Genomic DNA, 16,817 nt, shown 5'->3' on the forward strand with positions numbered 1-16,817 from the left:
GAGGAGCGAAGCGATGGCTAATCTTTTCGACGTGCCGCAGTTCATCGAAGAAGCACCCTCTGCCGCAGTCGAGCATCGTGGGAACGCGGCGCCAGCGGCCGTTGTTTTCGACCACGTCGGCAAAGTATTCGAGGGGACCAACGGTGCTCCGACTGCAGCGCTCGCAGACGTGACATTGAACGTTGCGCGTGGCGAGGTGTTCGGCATTATCGGTCGCAGCGGTGCAGGGAAGTCCACATTGCTGCGGCTAGTGAACGGACTCGAAAAGCCGAGTTCGGGCGCAGTGCACGTGAACGGAATCAATGTCGGCGAACTCGACGAACGCGGACTCGTGACGCTACGCCGTCGCATCGGCATGGTGTTTCAGCACTTCAATCTGCTCTCCGCGAAGACCGTGCGTGAGAACATTGCGTTGCCGCTGAAGATCGCCGGCGTACCGAAAGCGGCGATCGACAGGAAGGTCGATGCGTTGCTCGAACTCGTCGGCCTCGCGGCAAAGCGCGACGCTTATCCAGCGAGCTTGTCCGGTGGACAGAAGCAGCGTGTCGGCATTGCGCGCGCACTCGTCACGGACCCCGACATTCTGCTGTGCGACGAAGCGACGTCCGCACTCGATCCAGAAACGACACAAGCGATTCTCGCGCTGCTGCGTGACATCAACCGTCGGTTGAGCCTGACCGTTGTCCTGATCACGCATGAAATGCAGGTGATTCGTGAGGTGTGCGATACGGTCGCCGTGATTGAGCGCGGCCGCGTAGTCGAAACAGGCCCGGTCTGGCGAGTATTCGGCGAGCCGCAGCATGACGCAACGCGGGCGCTGCTACGCACGCTGGTTCACGACCTGCCGGCGGATCTTGCCGACCGCGTGAAGCCGCTTGCCGGGATCGTGCAAGCCGACGCGCGCGTTCTGCTCGACGTGCGCTTTACTGGCGGCAATGCACGTGACCCCGACCTCGCAGGTCTGACTTCCGCGCTGAGCATCGACGGAGGCGGCGTGAGCTTCGTGCATGGCGGGATCGACCGCATTCAAGGGCATGCGCAAGGGCGCCTCATCGTGTCCGCGCAGGTCCGCGCGAAGAAGGGCGCCACGGTGCATGCGCAGGTCGCCGCGTTGGTCGAACGCGCGCGCGGCCACGCTAACCACGTCGAGGTATTGGGTTATGTCTGATCTCTGGCTGTCGGAACTCGTCGGTGCGATACGCGATACGGTTGTAATGGTCGGCGTGTCCGCAGTAATCGCGGCACTGGTCGGCATTCCGTTGGCGCTCGTGCTGGTCACGACCACGCGCGGCGGCATCTTCGAAAAGCGCGCGGTGAACAGCACGCTCGGCGCGCTCGTCAATGCGTTTCGCTCGACGCCGTTCATCATTCTGCTGGTCGCGCTGCTGCCCCTCACGCGCTTGCTGATCGGTACGACCATCGGCGTATGGGCGGCAATCGTGCCGCTCAGCATTGCCGCGATTCCGTTCCTCGCCCGCGTAGCCGAAGTGAGCCTGCGCGAAGTGGACCGCGGCCTGATAGAAGCAGCGCAGGCAATGGGCGCGCAACGCAGGCATATCATCTGGCATGTGCTGTTGCCCGAAGCGCTGCCAGGCATCGTGGGCGGCTTTACGATAACCGTAGTTGCGATGATCGGATCTTCGGCGATGGCCGGTGCGGTCGGCGCAGGCGGCCTGGGCGATCTTGCGATCCGCTACGGCTATCAGCGTTTCGATACGACGGTGATGGTGACGGTGATCGTGTTGCTGATCGCGATCGTGACCACGGTGCAACTGGTGGGCGATCGCTTCGTGCGGCGACTCGCGCAGCGCGCGTGAGGGGCGTGTGAGGGGCGCGTTCCAATACTGATTGCCGTGTTCGCGTCGGCCTGCTGACACAGTGCAATCGCATGACGAATGACGCGCGCCCTATCGGTCGCCGATCTCACCGCCTATCATGAAAGCTGCCGGATGCGCCGCGAGCCTCTCGCGAGCCCATTCCACCTGCACGGCAGGGTCGCCCCGAAAACATCATCACGTGGAAATAGCATGAACGATTTTCGCCAGACTGCGGCGCTGCAGACGCGCGACGCGTCCGCCGCACCAGCCGTGCGCGATCTCGCCGGCCTGCTCGCGGCACTGCATGCGAGCGCCGCGGAGCGCGACCTTGCGGGCGGTCACGCCGCGCAGGAGAAACAATGGATCGCCGACGCCGGCCTGCTCACGCTTGCCGTGCCGCGCGAATTCGGTGGCGAAGGCGCTTCCTGGCCGGAAATCTACGACACCATTCGCAAGATCGCGCAGGTGGACAGCGCGCTCGCGCATCTGCTCGGGTTCACGTTCTTGCAAGAGATCAGCGTCTATGTGTGGGGTAACGCAGAGCAGCGTGCCCGCTACCTGAGCGGTACGGTAAAAGACCGCTGGTGGTGGGGCAACGCGGTGAATCCGCTAGACACCCGGCTCGTTGCCAACGCAACCGGCGACGGCGGCTATGTTCTGAATGGCGAGAAAGGCTTTTGCTCGGGCACGCGCGGCTCGCAGATGATGACGGTTTCCGGACACGATCCGCAGACCGGCAGCACGATGTTCGCAGTCGTGCCGACCACGCGCGAGGGCATCACCGTCAACGAAGACTGGAATCCGATCGGGCAGCGGCAGACCGACAGCGGCAGCGTGTCGTTTGTCCAGGTCCGGGTCGAGCCGGAAGAAGTCCTGCAACGTGCCGACACGCCATACGCGAGTTTGCGCACGCTCGTATCGCAGCAGGTCATGACCAATCTGTTCGTGGGCATCGCGCAAGGCGCGCTCGATGAAGCGCGTGCGTACGTCACGAAATACGGCAAGCCGTGGATGACTTCGGGCGTAACCAAAGCCACCGACGATCCGTATCTGGTCCAGCGTTTTGGCGAAATGCGTATTCAGGCGGTGAGCGCCGAAGCGCTGGCCGTGCGCGCCGCGCAAGCGCTCGATGCCGCGTGGCGCGAAGGCCCGTCGCTTTCCGCGGAAGCGCGCGCGCACGTTGCGCTCGCTACTTCAGAGGCGAAAATCGTCGCGCATCGTGCGGCGCTCGACGTCAGCGAAAAACTGTTCGACGCCTGCGGCGCGCGCGCCACGCATGCGCCACTCGCGCTCGATCGTTTCTGGCGCAACGCTCGCGTGCACACGCTGCACGATCCGCTCGACTATCGCGTGCGCGACGTCGGCCGTTACGCACTCAGCGGGACATTGCCGGAAGTTTCTTTGTACACTTGAGGCGGTCCGCGGTGCAGCCAGTCTGTGCCGCGTTTTATTCCTTCTCAGAGATCTCCGGATTGCAGTTCAAATTACCGACCACGGCAACAGCGCCGTTTTGCCCGTCTGAAGTGCAAGGCTCGGTCGCCGTTTCGCAAGGCGCGCCTTTCTGGAAAAAGATCCTGCAGTTCGCCGGCCCTGGCCTGCTGGTTTCCATCGGCTATATGGACCCGGGCAACTGGGCGACCGACATTGAAGCCGGCTCGCGTTACGGCTACAGCTTGCTATTCGTCGTCATGCTGTCGAGTCTCGCGGCGATGGCGTTGCAATGTCTGAGCATGCGTCTGGGTATCGTCACGGGACGCGATATGGCCGAGTTGTCGAGGGCGCGTTATTCGCCTGCGGTCGCGCGAGGGCAATGGTTTCTTGCCGAGCTTTCGATCGTCGCGTGCGATCTCGCAGAAGTGCTGGGCGGCGCGCTCGCTTTTCATCTGCTCTTCAAATGTTCGCTTACCACGGGCGTGTTGTTGACCGCGTTCGACACGCTGATCGTGCTTGGGCTGAAAGGCAAGAACTTCCGCGATCTGGAAGCGATCATGCTTGGACTGATCGCGACGATCGGCGTCGGGTATATCGTCGAACTCGCACTCGTGAAGCCGCATTGGCCGTCGGTCGCGCAAGGACTGATTCCGTCGTGGCAGGCGTTGAACTCGCGAGAGCCGGTGTATCTCGCGATCGGCATTCTCGGCGCGACGGTCATGCCGCATAACCTGTATCTGCACTCGTCTATCGTGCAAACGCGAGCGGTGAAGCGCGATCCGGCGAGCATCGGCTCCGCGATCGGCATGTCGCGCATCGATACCATCGTGTCGTTGCTGCTGGCGCTGATGATCAACATGGCGATCCTGATTCTCGCGGCCGCCGCGTTTCATGCGACCGGCCATAATCAGGTCACCGAAATCGAAGACGCCTACAAGCTGCTCGCGCCGATTGTCGGCACCGGCTTCGCGGCGGTGTTGTTCGCGATCACGCTGCTCGCGTCGGGACAAAGTTCGACCTTCACCGGCACGGTTGCCGGGCAGGTCATCATGGAAGGCTTCCTGAAGCTGAAGATTCCGTGCTGGCAGCGGCGTTTCATCACGCGGGCGCTTGCGTTGATTCCCGCACTGATCGGCGTGCAAATGATGGGCAACGGCGCGGTGGGCAAGCTGCTCGTCGCAAGTCAGGTCGTGCTCAGCCTGCAATTGCCGTTCGCGCTTTATCCGCTGATCCGCATGACCGGCGACCGCTCGCTGATGGGCGAGTTCGCGAATACGCTGCTCACACGGATCGTCGCGTGGACGCTGTTCGCGGTTATTACCGCGGCGAACCTGTGGCTTGTCGTGCAGACGGCGGGACTCGTTGGAGACTGAAGGGACGAAGTGCGGCGCGGCCTGGTGCATCGCCGCGTTGCCGCGCGAATAGCGTGAACGTTGAACAAAAAAGGTCCGCGCAAATTGGCGGACCTTTTATTTTGAGGCTTCGGATTCGAATCGGGCGGACCAGCCGTCATCGAAGTTCAATCTGGCAAGCCGCGTGGCTCAGGCGGCCTGGGCGACCTGCGCGGCTTCGAGTGCTTCCTGGCGAGCGGCTGCGGCTTTCTTCGTCTTGCCCGCACGCGACGGCGGCTGGCATGCGCCGCACACGACGTTGTGCTGCAGGTCGTGCTTGTGTGCGACGAACTTGCCGGTGCAACGGCAGCACTTCGTCAACTGCAGGATGTCGGCGTCGAAGAAACGCACCAGCGTCCAGGCGCGCGTCAGGTCGAGCACCGGTTCGGTTTCGCTGTGCTTGCAGTGTTCGAGATACAGCCGATACCCTTTGGTCAGCGCATCGAGATGCGAGCAACGCGCTTCGTTCTTCAGGAACAGGTACGTGTTGTAGAACAGCGACGCGTGAATGTTAGCAAGCCACGTCATGTACCAGTCCGCCGAGAACGGCAGCATGCCCTTGGGCGGCGATACGCCCTTCACCTCGCGGTACAGGCGGATCATGCGGTCACGCGAGAGCGTCAACTCGCTCTCGAGCACCTGCATGCGTGCGCCGAGTTCGATCAACGCGATCGCACGAAACACTTCTTGTGCATCTTCCGTCAGGCTACGCTTGAGCATCGCAGTCACCCTATTAGGCAAATTGCTCAGCGGGCTGGCCTGCAAGCAGGATGGCCGCGTGAGTCGGTGCAACTGCGGTGTGCTTCGTCGTTTGCGTCAACGCCGACAGCATCGAGTGGTCGTTGAAGCGGAAGAAACACAACAGCTGATCGGAAGAGGCCAGCTTGACGATCTGTGCGAGCGACAGCCCGGCAAGCAGATCAGCCAGTTCCGACGACAAACCCAGACGGAACATTCCGATCGGTTTGTCCTCACGCAACATACGTTGCGCAAGCATGATGTACGACAGGTTAATCTCGCGGATTGAGTCCAGCGTCTCGCTGCTACGGTCCATTTTCTCTGTTTCCGAAGCCCCGAATTACTATGTCGGCTTTTTGCCGTTATGTCTTTTATGCCTCGCCGAAAACGTTGTCCTTCGGCTACAAGTCGTCCCTGATACACATGGCGACCTTTTGATACATCGCGTTACATTTCGTAACAGCTTGGGACGAATTGTATGAAGGGCAAAACCAGAAATCAATCCCTTCTCAAAAAAATATCTCGAAAAAGTACATGAAATTTCGGTAAGAATTTCACCGGCTTGTAATGCGCCGCTCTGGACGCCTTTTCCGCCTTGGGAAGCTTTCGTCAGATCCATGAAAACCCTTGTACGGCGGGGATTAGACCGTGTCGTCCGCGCAACACCGAGGTAGATCCGAGAGAACCGGTAATTAAGACTGAATGGAAACGGATCGAAAAGCCGGCGCCAAGTCGTGTAATTACTACCTGCCGAATCCCTGTTTCAGGGACGGACCGACTTTGTAATGAAAAGATGGTGCCCCGGTTACAAACTCGGCGAGTTTGTAACCGGATCGGTAAGAATTAGCAGCCCGTCGGGTGAACCCGCTCGACTTCGAGCCCGAACGCGGGCCGCAGGCGCGTGCCGAGCACGTTTCCGATGAAGGCGGCGACGAGCCACAGCCAGCCGTGCAGGCTGCCTGAAACGATGCCGCTAAAGTAGGCGCCGATGTTACAACCATAGGCGAGGCGGGCGCCGTAGCCGAGCAGGAGGCCGCCGACGACGGCAGCGATCAGCGAGCGCGCCGGCACTTTCCAGACCGGTGCGTAGCGGCCGGCGAGTGCGGCGGCGGCCATGGCGCCGAGAATGATGCCAATGTCCATCACCGTGGTGACGTCATGTGTAACAGGCGCCGCCAGCGCGCCCGCGTTCGCGCGGGTCGCCCAGTACGGCCAGCTCGCCACGTCCACGCCCAGCGCCGCAAAAAGCTTGGCGCCCCACAACGCGAACGCCGAGGTCACGCCCCACGGACGTCCCGACAGCGCGAGCGTCGCGAAGTTGAGCAGCACCAGCGCGAGCGCGCCGACAAAGAGCGGCCACGGCCCTTGCAGCCACGGGGATGCGCGCGGCGCACGCGCCGGCTCGTTGACGAGGCGCCCATGCCGCCGCCGTTCGACGATGACGGTCAGCGCCGCGATCGCCGCGAAAATAACCAGGTTCAGCGCGATCGCGGCGCCAGCGCCGAGCGTGTTGACCATCGACAGCGGCTTCAAGGCGGGAAGTGCGGTCCAGAACGGCATGTGCGCGGTCGCCACGACCGAGCCTGTTACAAATGCCGCGAGCGTGACGATCATCCGGGTGCTGCCGCCGCCGACGGTGTACAGCGTGCCCGACGCGCAGCCGCCACCCAGCTGCATGCCGATGCCGAACATGAAGGCCCCGACGAGGACCGACGTGCCGGCTGGCGCAACGAGCCCCACCACCGGATGGCCGAACAAGGTCCCCGACGCGAGCACCGGGAAGAACAGCACGACGCCCACGGCGAGCATCAGCATTTGCGCGCGAAGCCCCGCGCCGCGGCCGTCGGCGATGAATACCCGCCACGCCGACGTGAAACCGAAAGCCGCGTGATAGAGCGACATGCCGAGCAGGGCACCGACTATATAGAGCGCGGCCTGGCGGCCACTGACGGTCTGAGCCAGATACACGGCACCGAGCGCGATGAGAAGGAGAGCCGCGGCAAGCGGTTTTGGGTTGAGGTCGAAACGGCGTGGCGCGGGAGAAAGAGTAGAGGAAAGTTCGGACATGATGAGATTGACCGACAACGCACGCGCGCCGACGGCCCGGCGGGCGGCTGGCGAGCGTTGTTGGCAGACGAGCGAAAGCGCAATGAGGATCGAAAAAGATAGCACGTAGTGCATATCCGCGCAGGCGCGGGGTGCGTCGCTGTTTGCCGCTATGCCGCTATGCCGCTGTCAAGCCGTGCAATGCGGCTGCGGTCTGCGGATCGGCTGGAAAGAACGCTTCAATCGCCAGTTCCGACAAGGTGACGTCCACCGGCGTACCGAACACCGTCGTCGTGCTGAAAAACGACAGCACGCCAACCGGCGTGCGCAGACGCAGCGGCACCGCAATCTGATTGAGCGGGCTCTCGCCGGGCTCGGGCGGTTCCGCGCCCGGCGGCGTTGGATAAGCCGCCAGTTCGTCGCGCAACGCGCTGAGAGTTTCGTCGGCGCTTACGTCGATCTGCCGTTGCAGCCGCGCGAGCACATGCTCCCGCCACGCGTGCCAGTTGACGATGGACGAAGCAATGCCTTCCGGATGCAGGCTCAGGCGCAACGCATTCACGGGCGGCTTCAGCAGATCGGGACTCGCGCCCGAAAGGAGCGGCCCTAGCGCGTTATTCGTGGCGACCATATTCCAGTGCCGGTCGACCGCGAGCGCCGGATACGGTTCGTGGCCCTTCAGCACCAGTTCGACGGCTTCGCGCGCGGCGCTCAGTTGCGGGTCCGATAGCGGACGTTCGCGAAACAACGGCGCGTAACCGGCCGCAACAAGCAACGCATTCCGTGCGCGCAGCGGCACGTCTAGGCGCTCGGCAAGATGCATGACCATCTCGCGGCTCGGCATTGCGCGGCCGGATTCGACGAAGCTCAGATGCCGCGTCGAGATGTCGGCTTCGGCGGCGAGCAGCAACTGACTCATCCGTCGCCGCTGCCGCCATTCACGCAGCAGATCGCCGACGGTGCGGCTGGTCGCGGGCCGTGTCGACGTGGCGCTTTGCGCAGAAGAAAGTGTGTTCATGCCACCGATGATAGCTAAAGCGCCGCGTCAATCCATTACCTGCGAGGTAATGCGCTCGGCGCACTGCCGCGCACTAACGCCGGGACCGCCGGGACGCGCCGCGCAACGATTACCTGCGACGTAATCGACGCGCGGCCCGCTAACCGCGAATCTTCACTCCGAGCCCGCCGCATGCGACGTGTATGCCGAGCGTAGCGCTCAGTCATTGCCAATCAAGGAGTTGCAGATGAACGCGCATACCGATCTGATCGACCGTTATTTCGACGCATGGAACGAGACCGATGGCGAGCGCCGTCGCAAGCTGATCGCGGTGACATGGGCGACCGACGCCGACTACCGCGACCCGCTGATGGCCGGCTCCGGCCACGACGGCATCGACGCGATGATCCGCGCGGTGCAGGAGCGCTTTGCGCATCACACGTTTCGCCGCTCGACCGACGTGGACGGTTTCGGCAACCGCCTGCGCTTTTCGTGGGCACTCGTCACGCCCGACGGCGAGGCGATCGTCAAGGGCTCCGACTTCGGCGTGGTCGACGCGCACGGCCGTCTGCAGGCCGTGACCGGCTTCCTCGATCAGGTGCCCGCGGGCGCCTGATCGCACAAGCGTCCGCAGCTTCGCTACCGTCATCTTTGCGTGGAGACGATCATGCACGAGCCCGTCATCAAGTTTGCGCGATACGCACACGCCATCGATGCGCTGTGCGGCGCGATTGCCGGCTTCGCGCTGCTCGCCGGCCCGCGGGCATTCATGTTTACCGCGTTACTCGGCTGGCGCGAGCCGGTAGCGGGCGGCGCGGGTCTGATGCTGCTCGCGGTCGTCGGATGGTTGCGGTGGCGTTGCGGCGGGGCGCCGCGGCGCGTGGGCGGCACGTCTTGCATTCTTCACTGGAATGTCCCCGAAATGCGCAACGTTGCTTGCTACAATCGATTGCCGCAATGCGAGCCATTCGAATAACCGCAAGCAACTTGCATGGAGACACAGTGCTTAAGAATCTCGATCCTCTGCTCAACGCCGACATACTGCACGCCCTGCGCTCAATGGGACACGGCGACGAGCTCGTCATTTGCGACGCCAACTTTCCGGCCAACTCCGTCGCGCGTTCCTCGGTGCTCGGCAAGCTGCTTCGCCTCGACGGCGTGAGCTCGCCGCGCGCGATCCGCGCCGTGCTCTCGGTGATGCCGCTCGATACGTTCATCGACCAGCCCGCATCGCGCATGGAAGTCGTCGGCGAGCCGCATACCATTCCCGCCGTGCAGCGCGAGGCGCAGGCCGAGGTCAATGCGGCCGAAGGGCGCGACGTGCCGTTTGCGTCCATCGAACGGTTCGCGTTTTATGAGCGCGCGCGCAAGGCGTATTGCGTGATCGCCACCGGCGAGGAGCGCGGCTATGGTTGCTTCGTCTTCACAAAAGGCGTTCTGCTCGCGCCGGACGCTCCTCGCTCGTAGTCGCCAGTCTGCCGCTTTGCGTCGTTCAAATGCTTGCCCGTCTTGGAAAGCGCGGGCAATGCACATATGCTCAGAGGCAAAGCAGGGAACTGCAGCCTTCTAGTCGGGTCTGCTGCTTATTCATCTACAGGAGTCCCCCATGACGCGTCCCGTCGATTCCGGCGTTATTCTCGTCGCACGCATTGCTCTCGCTGTTCTGTTTCTATGGGGCGGTGTGATGAAACTGCTGGGCTATGCGGGCTTTGTCGGCTACCTGCACTCCAAGGGCGTGCCCTTCGTGCAGATCGCCGCGCCGATCGCCACCGCGGTCGAGGCAGTGGGCGGGCTCCTGCTGATAGTCGGCTTCAAGGTGCGCCCGCTCGCGCTCATCATGGCGGTTTATACGGTGGCCACGGCTGTCCTGGGTCACGACTTCTGGAACGTGACGGACGCCGCCTTGCAGCGCGACATGGTGATCCATTTCTGGAAAAATATCGGTATCGCCGGCGGTTTTCTGCTGCTGTTCGTGACCGGTGCGGGGCGTATCAGTATCGACGGTGCGCGCGCGCCGCGCAGCGGGTTGGGTCTTTGAGCGCACCATACTCAGCGATTCCCCGCTGGTTTTGCCTGACTGACGTATTCCGGCTGCAAACAAGGGAGTAAATATGATTCAAAGTTTCGAGCAATCCATTGGCGGCAAAGTGTTGCAGTTGTGCGCGAGTCTTGGAGAAGGGCCCACGCCGCATCGCGTGATCATCAGCCTCGCCGAGTCCGCAAAAACACTTGTGGTGCTGGATGCGTCCGGCTTTTTGAGCGCAATCAAGGCCGAGATCGAAGAGCCCGAAAAACTGATTGCCGACGCAATCAGCAAGGCGCAAAGCGAAGGGCTGATCGAAGCTGCGATCAATACGGGAACGATTCAGGAGGCATCGCTGTAACGCGCCTGGAGCTTTACGCACACGCTGTTATTCACCGCTGATAATTCTGTTGACGACCCCCGCGGCACCCGAGCCGCGGGGGTCGTTTTTCTTCTGTCATCCGCGAAGGCCGTCCGGCCAGACGCGCAAGTTCAGCGCGAATTGCCGACCGGCGCGGAATCCGCCTCACGCCTCGTCTGCGACGACGAATGCGGCTGCGGGTGCACGAGACAGCTGATCACGCCAGCAAACGCGAGCAGGCCGACCGAGATTGCGGTCGCCGCTTGCATCCCCGAGACGATTTGCGTGGCCGCCGCCCCGCTGGCGAGCGCGCCGAATGCGGCCACGCCCACCGCGCCGCCCGCCTGGCGGGCCGTGTTCAATACCGCCGACGCCGTGCCCGCCCGCGACGCTTGCGCCGACGCCAGCACGGCGGTCGTCATCGCGGGGACGGCGAGTCCCATGCCTGACGGAATCAGCAGGAACGGCAACAGCAGGCCGATCAGCGGCGTGCTCGCGTCGACCAGATGCAGCAGGCCGTAGCCGAGTCCGGCGGTGATCGCGCCGGCGATCATCGGTACACGCACGCCGAAGCGGCCCACCACCCAGCCGCTTGCGACGTTCGAGATCAGGAAGCCGCCCGTCAACGGCAAAAATGCCAGACCGGCCTGCAGCGCCGTATAGCCGCGCACCCGCTGCAGGTAGAGGCTCAGCACGAACACCATCCCGTAATAGGTCATGTTCACGCAGATGCCGAACAGCACGGCCGCGCTGAAGCTGCGCCCGGCGAAGAGCGAAAGCGGCAGCATCGGCGCGCTCGCGCGCGCTTCGACCGCGACAAACGCGCTGCCGGCGAGCGCCGCAAGCACGAAACCACCTGCGACGAGCGGATGGCTCAGTCCCAGCGGCCGCCATTCGATCACCGCGGCGACGAACGCGGTCAACGCGACAATGGCGAGCGTCTGGCCGCTCAGATCGATGCCGCGTGGCGTCGGCGGAGCGGTTTCAGGACGAGCGGTTTCAGCACGAGCGGTTTTCGGGACAGCGGCTTCAGGGCGTGGCACCCACAGCAGAGTCGCCAGAAAACCGGCAGCGCAGATCGGCAGATTGACAAGAAAAATGCTGCGCCAGCCGAACGCGGCGATCAGCAGCCCGCCTGCTACCGGGCCGGCCGCGATGGAGATCGCGCCCGCCGCCGTCCACAGCCCGACGGCGCGAGCCCGCAGTTTCGGGTCGTGTCCATACGACTGATTCAACAAGGCAAGCGAGTTCGGCAGCATCGCGGCGGCGCCGATGCCTTGCAACGCTCGCGCGGCGACCAGCATCGGCGCGCCGGAGGCGACGCCGCAAGCGAGCGACGCGAGCGCGAACAGCACGATACCCGCCGCGTACAGCCGGCGCGCGCCGAAGCGGTCGCCGAGCGCACCGGCCGACAGCATCAGCACCGCGAAGGCGAGCGTGTAGGCGTCGACGACCCATTGCAGGCCCGCGACATTCGCGTGCAGATTCGCGCCGATCTCGGGCAGCGCAATATTGACGATTGTCACGTCGAGTTGCGTGACGACGAAGCCGACGCTGACGGTCGCGAGCACGCGGCCGAGGGCGGGCGAAACGGTACGTTTTGTGGAGGTCATGCGCTATATCGTAGGCACGATGTGGCGCACCATGTTTCGGGGCGGCGTGAAGTGTCGATGTCGGTGGAAAACTGCGGCAGTTGTGGGCTCCGGAGTGGGGTGACGAGCTGGACGCTTATATGAACGCCGCCCGGCTTGCAAGGTAATAACGCTGCGACGTTCGACAGGGATTTGGTTGCAGGCTTATATCCGGCATCTGCAGGCCGAGCCTGCGTGCCCTGATGGAATTCGCCAAGAACGACCTCTGCTATCTAGCGCGCTCGAAGCGCTCAGCGTCAATCAGGTTTGCGTTCTTGCGGACCAACCTGTCTCGCCATCACATCATTACCAACCTTCGCAACCTTTCTGCATGGCTCGCGCGATGCGGAAATTTTTCAGGCTGTCTTTTGTAGTGCGTAGTCTTTTTGATACGTGCGGTTGTTCGCCAGCAGCGACCACGCTGTCCGCGCCATCTTGCTTGCCAGTGCGACTGCAACCACGTTCGCAGGTCGACGTCGCGACAGTTGCTCGCACCAGGCCTCCTTGCTCCTGCTTTTGAAGAGGACCGCACGTGCACCGTGGATCAGCAGCATCCGAATATAGCTGTCGCCGCGCTTGCTTATGCCGCCCAATCGCACCTTTCCGCCGGTACCGCTTTGCCTGGGCACCAGGCCGAGGTATGCGGCAAGTTCTCGTCCCGATTTGAACGCGGCGGGATCGCCGATCGTCGCGACCAGGGCTGTCGCCGTCAATGGCCCAATACCCGGGATCGTCGAAAGCCGTCGACATGCTGCCTCTTGCCGCTGCCAGACAACGATCTGCCGCTCGAGCTTGCGGATCTCGGCTTCGATGCGTTCAATGAACTGAAGCTGGTCGCGCAGCGCACAGAACAATGTGCCCGGAACGATCTGCTCAATTTCACCCAGTCGCTCGCGGACCTCGGCCAAGCCCGCGAGACGTCCCGCTCTCAGCGTTACGCCAAATTCATACAGCAGGCCGCGCAACTGGTTGACCTGCATGGTACGTGACTTGACCAGCAGTGAACGGATGCGATGCAATCCGAGCATGGCCTGCTGATCTGCGGTCTTCGGTGCTACGGACCGCATGCCGGGTTGCTGCGCTGCCGTCCAGATTGCACGAGCATCTGTTGCGTCGGTCTTGTTATTCTGGACGAACGGGCGAATGAACCGTGCATGCAGCAATACGACTTGATGACCTAGCGCCGCAATCTTGCGCGCCCACCAGTGCGCACTCCCGCAGGCTTCCAAGGCCACCCGACTGGCCGCTCGCTGGCCAAGGAATTCTATAAGCTGTTGCTTCGTGAATCGCCGGTTCACAACCTCTCCGGTTTCCGCTTCGATCCAATACATCTGGAACGTGCGCTTTGCAATATCGAGCCCGAACGTCGTAGCATTCATGATGGTCCCTCCGTTCCCTCAAGTGGTCGCGACAACTTCCACTAATGGGATGGTCCACCCCACCTCGCTGGACAGGTTAGGCTGGCAGTGTTCATACCGAACTGGAGGCCACCATGGACGACGTTACGCTCGTTGGTATCGATCTTGGCAAACACAGCTTTCACCTGCATGGGCAAGATGCGAAAGGCAAGGCTTTGTTTCGTAAAAAGATGAGCCGCAAACAACTGATCGAATTCTTCGCGACTTTCCATGCCTGTACCGTCGTCATGGAGGCCTGCGCCGGTTCGCATCATATGGCGCGGAAGCTGGCCGAGTTCGGGCACACGGTGCGCCTGATCTCGCCGCAGTTCGTCAGGCCATTCGTCAAATCGAACAAGAATGATTTCGTCGATGCAGAGGCGATCTGCGAAGCTGCGTCGCGCCCGGCGATGAGATTCGTAATTCCGAAGACTGAGTCGCAACAGACGCTTTCGGTGCTGCACCGTGTACGTGAATCGATGGTGCGCGAGCGGACCAGAACCGTCAACCAGATGCATGGCTTTCTTCTCGAGTTCGGCATCAGTCTGCCGGTAGGCAACACTGCCGTCACACGTCTGCCGTCTGTGCTCGCTATGCATGAACTGCCGCCAAGACTGGTTGCGATCCTCGAACGCCTCCATCAGCACTTCAAGTACCTTGAAGAACAGATCGGTGAGATTGACCAGGAGCTTGCACGTCAGCTCGCCGACGACGAGGTCGGACAGCGCCTGATGAGCATCCCGGGAGTCGGCCCGGTCACCGCAAGCGCGTTGGCCGCAAAGATGGGCGACGCAAGGCAGTACCGATGCAGTCGCGATTTTGCGGCATCGGTTGGGCTCGTGCCCCGGCAATTCAGTACGGGCGGCAAGACCAATCTTCTTGGGATCAGCCGGCGCGGCGACAAAAATGTCAGGCGTCTGCTCGTCCTGTGCGCCCGAGCCTACATGCGAGGGTTGGAGAAACGAACCGGTCGCCTGGCAGACTGGGTCCGCGCAATGCTCGCTCAACGACATTCAAACGTGGTGGCGTGTGCGCTCGCCAACAAGCTGGCCCGAACGGCCTGGGCGATTGTTGCGCGCCGAACCACATTCGACGCCAGCTACGCAACTCACCCGATCTGAACGAACACAGCTTCATCTTTACTTAACACAATCACCCAACTGGTTTTGCGACGACTGAAAATTGATGACGTGAACGGCGCAGCGGCCTGCCGAAGAACCTGAGTGCCAAAGAGGCTTTTCGAAGCCGATCCACTGTTAAGGATCGTCAGGCGCGAATCTCATCGTGGCGCGGGGAGCGATCCCCACAATGACGCCGAATAGATTTAAGCAAGCCAACTCGCCATCGAAGATCATAGTTGCAAAAACGGGGTGGACCATAGATTTGGCACATTGATGCCGTTGCGTTCTGGAGGGACCCAGTACCTCCAAAGGCACTTCAGTGTTCAGAGCCGAAACGACCGCGACGGGAGGGTGGCGTTCATACCATCTGTCTACAAGCGGACAGGAAAACGCCGGCGCAAATAAAAACGGCGCGCCCGAAGGCGCGCCGTTCTCTTCATCACCGCGTGCGCTGGATCAGCGCGTCTGCGGCGCATCCTTGATGAACAGCGTGGTCAGTGCACCGATCACGCAGATCGCGCCGACATACAGCGGCGCGGCCATCGGATTGGACTTCATCATCAGCGAAACCGCGATTGGCGTGAGGCCGCCGAAGACCGCATAGGCGACGTTGTACGAAAACGAGATGCCCGAAAAGCGCACGACCGGCGGGAAGGCTTTCACCATCACGAACGGAATCGCGCCGATCACGCCGACGAGCAGCCCGGTCACGCCGTACAGCGGCACGAGCGCCGAGGCATCGACGGAGAGTTGCTGGAACATCACGTAGTACGTCACGCCCAGCGCAAGGCCGCCGATGAAGATCGTGCGTCCCGCGCCGATGCGCCCGGCAATCGAGCCCGCCATCACACAGCCGATGGTCAGGCACAGCGTCGCCACGCAGTTGGCCAGCAAAGCGGTGGCCGGCGCAATGTGAAACTGCTTTTGCAGCAGCGTCGGCGTCATCAGAATCACGACGACGATAGCCGCGGACAGCATCCACGTGAGCAGCATCGAGACGATCACCGCCCGGCCGTGGTCGCGCAGCACGGCCTTGAGCGGCACTTCGGCGGCAATCGCCTTGCGCTGCTTCAGTTCGGCGAAGACCGGCGTCTCGTGCAGCCAGCGGCGCAGGTAGACGGAGAACATGCCGAACACGCCGCCGATCAGAAACGGAATGCGCCACGCGTAATCCGCGATTTCCGCGGGCGCGAAATTGCGATTGACCGCCGACGCGATCAGCGAACCGAGCAGGATGCCGGCCGTGAGGCCCGCCGTCAGCGTGCCGCACGCATAGCCGATGTGCCGTTGCGGCACGTGCTCGGAGACGAACACCCACGCGCCCGGCACTTCACCGCCGACCGCCGCGCCTTGCATCACGCGAAACAGCAGCAGCAGGACCGGCGCCATGACGCCGATGCTCGCGTAGGTGGGCAACAGGCCCATCATCAGCGTCGGCACGGACATGAGCAGCACGCTCAGCGTGAACATGCGCTTGCGGCCGAACAGATCGCCGAAGTGCGCCATGATGATGCCGCCGAGCGGCCGCGCGAGGTAGCCCGCGGCGAAGATGCCGAAGGTTTGCACCTGCCGCAGCCAGTCCGGCATCGCAGCCGGGAAAAACAACTGGCCGATTGCCGGTGCGAAGAACACGAAAATGATGAAGTCGTAGAACTCGAGCGCGCCGCCGAGAGCGGCGAGGCCGAGCGTCTTATAGTCGCTGCGCCCAAGAGGGCGTGGGGTGACAGCCTGCGCTCCACCCAGATTTGTCGCTTGCATTGCTTTGTCGTTGTCTTGAATTGGAAACCACGTGTCGCGTGGAAAAACGGCGGTCGTCGGGCGAGAAGTGTGGCGGCGGCTGGGTAGAGCGCGGGACACCGGCGCA

17 protein-coding genes are annotated in these 16,817 nt (G+C 62.6%); 10 read left to right on the forward strand and 7 right to left on the reverse strand.

Annotated elements, in window-relative coordinates; genetic code table 11:
- Window positions 1–13: 13 nt before the first annotated feature.
- The 4 genes from OH764_RS20070 (at window position 14) to OH764_RS20085 (ending at window position 4,621) form a co-directional block, all read left to right on the forward strand.
- Window positions 14–1,168 (forward strand): methionine ABC transporter ATP-binding protein, encoded by a 1,155-nt coding sequence (locus OH764_RS20070; protein ID WP_498850479.1) that lies wholly within the window; start codon window positions 14–16, stop codon window positions 1,166–1,168.
- Window positions 1,161–1,817 carry a methionine ABC transporter permease gene (locus tag OH764_RS20075; RefSeq protein ID WP_020068235.1) on the forward strand — a complete coding sequence of 219 codons (657 nt, stop codon included), beginning with the start codon at window positions 1,161–1,163 and terminating at the stop codon, window positions 1,815–1,817. The genes OH764_RS20070 and OH764_RS20075 overlap by 8 nt, the downstream gene beginning before the upstream one ends.
- Window positions 1,818–2,027: 210 nt before the next feature.
- Window positions 2,028–3,230, forward strand: coding sequence for an acyl-CoA dehydrogenase family protein (locus OH764_RS20080; RefSeq protein ID WP_498850480.1), 1,203 nt, complete (start codon window positions 2,028–2,030; stop codon window positions 3,228–3,230).
- Window positions 3,231–3,289: 59 nt separating this feature from the next.
- Window positions 3,290–4,621, forward strand: coding sequence for a divalent metal cation transporter (locus tag OH764_RS20085; protein WP_498850481.1), 1,332 nt, complete (start codon window positions 3,290–3,292; stop codon window positions 4,619–4,621).
- A gap of 168 nt (window positions 4,622–4,789) precedes the next feature.
- On the opposite strand, the gene flhC is transcribed toward OH764_RS20085, so the two are convergent.
- The 4 genes from flhC to OH764_RS20105 all read right to left on the reverse strand — a co-directional run bounded on the left by flhC (window position 4,790) and on the right by OH764_RS20105 (window position 8,441).
- Window positions 4,790–5,359: a flagellar transcriptional regulator FlhC gene (gene flhC / locus OH764_RS20090; RefSeq protein ID WP_020068238.1), complete on the reverse strand. Its 570-nt coding sequence runs from the start codon at window positions 5,357–5,359 to the stop codon at window positions 4,790–4,792.
- 13 nt (window positions 5,360–5,372) lie between these two features.
- On the reverse strand, window positions 5,373–5,693 hold the full coding sequence (gene flhD / locus OH764_RS20095) for a flagellar transcriptional regulator FlhD (protein ID WP_020068239.1): 321 nt from the start codon (window positions 5,691–5,693) through the stop codon (window positions 5,373–5,375).
- 527 nt (window positions 5,694–6,220) lie between these two features.
- Complete coding sequence (locus tag OH764_RS20100) at window positions 6,221–7,444, reverse strand: YeeE/YedE family protein (protein ID WP_498850482.1); 1,224 nt, start codon at window positions 7,442–7,444, stop codon at window positions 6,221–6,223.
- 157 nt (window positions 7,445–7,601) lie between these two features.
- Window positions 7,602–8,441, reverse strand: coding sequence for a helix-turn-helix domain-containing protein (locus OH764_RS20105; RefSeq protein WP_498850483.1), 840 nt, complete (start codon window positions 8,439–8,441; stop codon window positions 7,602–7,604).
- 226 nt (window positions 8,442–8,667) lie between these two features.
- Between OH764_RS20105 and OH764_RS20110 the strand changes: the two genes are divergently transcribed.
- The 5 genes from OH764_RS20110 (at window position 8,668) to OH764_RS20130 (ending at window position 10,804) form a co-directional block, all read left to right on the forward strand.
- Entirely contained in the window at window positions 8,668–9,036 is a 369-nt protein-coding gene (locus tag OH764_RS20110; RefSeq protein WP_498850484.1) for a nuclear transport factor 2 family protein, read from the forward strand.
- Window positions 9,037–9,087: 51 nt separating this feature from the next.
- Window positions 9,088–9,396, forward strand: coding sequence for a hypothetical protein (locus OH764_RS20115; protein ID WP_498850485.1), 309 nt, complete (start codon window positions 9,088–9,090; stop codon window positions 9,394–9,396).
- A gap of 26 nt (window positions 9,397–9,422) precedes the next feature.
- Window positions 9,423–9,887 (forward strand): RbsD/FucU family protein, encoded by a 465-nt coding sequence (locus tag OH764_RS20120; protein WP_088173359.1) that lies wholly within the window; start codon window positions 9,423–9,425, stop codon window positions 9,885–9,887.
- A gap of 139 nt (window positions 9,888–10,026) precedes the next feature.
- The gene (locus tag OH764_RS20125; RefSeq protein ID WP_408412775.1) at window positions 10,027–10,458 is read left to right on the forward strand and encodes a DoxX family protein; all 432 of its coding nucleotides are present in this window, start codon (window positions 10,027–10,029) and stop codon (window positions 10,456–10,458) included.
- A gap of 73 nt (window positions 10,459–10,531) precedes the next feature.
- Complete coding sequence (locus tag OH764_RS20130; RefSeq protein WP_020068246.1) at window positions 10,532–10,804, forward strand: hypothetical protein; 273 nt, start codon at window positions 10,532–10,534, stop codon at window positions 10,802–10,804.
- Window positions 10,805–10,935: 131 nt separating this feature from the next.
- Here OH764_RS20130 and OH764_RS20135 read toward each other — a convergent pair whose 3' ends face one another.
- Together OH764_RS20135 and OH764_RS20140 are read right to left on the reverse strand one after the other, a co-directional pair.
- Window positions 10,936–12,417, reverse strand: a complete 1,482-nt coding sequence (locus tag OH764_RS20135; protein ID WP_498850486.1) for an MFS transporter — start codon at window positions 12,415–12,417, stop codon at window positions 10,936–10,938.
- Between the two features lie 374 nt (window positions 12,418–12,791).
- Window positions 12,792–13,814 carry an IS110 family RNA-guided transposase gene (locus OH764_RS20140; RefSeq protein WP_498847421.1) on the reverse strand — a complete coding sequence of 341 codons (1,023 nt, stop codon included), beginning with the start codon at window positions 13,812–13,814 and terminating at the stop codon, window positions 12,792–12,794.
- A 113-nt stretch (window positions 13,815–13,927) separates the two neighbouring features.
- On the opposite strand from OH764_RS20140, the gene OH764_RS20145 reads away from it, so the two are divergent.
- On the forward strand, window positions 13,928–14,953 hold the full coding sequence (locus OH764_RS20145; protein ID WP_498847422.1) for an IS110 family RNA-guided transposase: 1,026 nt from the start codon (window positions 13,928–13,930) through the stop codon (window positions 14,951–14,953).
- Between the two features lie 456 nt (window positions 14,954–15,409).
- On the opposite strand, the gene OH764_RS20150 is transcribed toward OH764_RS20145, so the two are convergent.
- Window positions 15,410–16,711, reverse strand: coding sequence for an MFS transporter (locus tag OH764_RS20150; protein WP_498850487.1), 1,302 nt, complete (start codon window positions 16,709–16,711; stop codon window positions 15,410–15,412).
- Window positions 16,712–16,817: the final 106 nt, after the last annotated feature.

It is taken from the genome of Burkholderia sp. M6-3 (genome assembly GCF_050858985.1).
In the GTDB taxonomy this organism is placed as follows: Bacteria; Pseudomonadota; Gammaproteobacteria; order Burkholderiales; family Burkholderiaceae; genus Paraburkholderia; species Paraburkholderia caledonica.

What these genes read in the sequence shown, in the direction of transcription:
- OH764_RS20080 (WP_498850480.1), top strand. Translation starts at nt 2,028, where the DNA reads ATGAACGATTTTCGCCAGACTGCGGCGCTGCAGACGCGCGACGCGTCC.
- OH764_RS20125 (WP_408412775.1), top strand. Translation starts at nt 10,027, where the DNA reads ATGACGCGTCCCGTCGATTCCGGCGTTATTCTCGTCGCACGCATTGCT.
- OH764_RS20105 (WP_498850483.1), bottom strand. Translation starts at nt 8,441, where the DNA reads ATGAACACACTTTCTTCTGCGCAAAGCGCCACGTCGACACGGCCCGCG.
- OH764_RS20075 (WP_020068235.1), top strand. Translation starts at nt 1,161, where the DNA reads ATGTCTGATCTCTGGCTGTCGGAACTCGTCGGTGCGATACGCGATACG.
- OH764_RS20110 (WP_498850484.1), top strand. Translation starts at nt 8,668, where the DNA reads ATGAACGCGCATACCGATCTGATCGACCGTTATTTCGACGCATGGAAC.
- flhC (WP_020068238.1), bottom strand. Translation starts at nt 5,359, where the DNA reads ATGCTCAAGCGTAGCCTGACGGAAGATGCACAAGAAGTGTTTCGTGCG.
- OH764_RS20145 (WP_498847422.1), top strand. Translation starts at nt 13,928, where the DNA reads ATGGACGACGTTACGCTCGTTGGTATCGATCTTGGCAAACACAGCTTT.
- OH764_RS20150 (WP_498850487.1), bottom strand. Translation starts at nt 16,711, where the DNA reads ATGCAAGCGACAAATCTGGGTGGAGCGCAGGCTGTCACCCCACGCCCT.
- flhD (WP_020068239.1), bottom strand. Translation starts at nt 5,693, where the DNA reads ATGGACCGTAGCAGCGAGACGCTGGACTCAATCCGCGAGATTAACCTG.
- OH764_RS20070 (WP_498850479.1), top strand. Translation starts at nt 14, where the DNA reads ATGGCTAATCTTTTCGACGTGCCGCAGTTCATCGAAGAAGCACCCTCT.
- OH764_RS20140 (WP_498847421.1), bottom strand. Translation starts at nt 13,814, where the DNA reads ATGAATGCTACGACGTTCGGGCTCGATATTGCAAAGCGCACGTTCCAG.
- OH764_RS20115 (WP_498850485.1), top strand. Translation starts at nt 9,088, where the DNA reads ATGCACGAGCCCGTCATCAAGTTTGCGCGATACGCACACGCCATCGAT.
- OH764_RS20135 (WP_498850486.1), bottom strand. Translation starts at nt 12,417, where the DNA reads ATGACCTCCACAAAACGTACCGTTTCGCCCGCCCTCGGCCGCGTGCTC.
- OH764_RS20130 (WP_020068246.1), top strand. Translation starts at nt 10,532, where the DNA reads ATGATTCAAAGTTTCGAGCAATCCATTGGCGGCAAAGTGTTGCAGTTG.
- OH764_RS20100 (WP_498850482.1), bottom strand. Translation starts at nt 7,444, where the DNA reads ATGTCCGAACTTTCCTCTACTCTTTCTCCCGCGCCACGCCGTTTCGAC.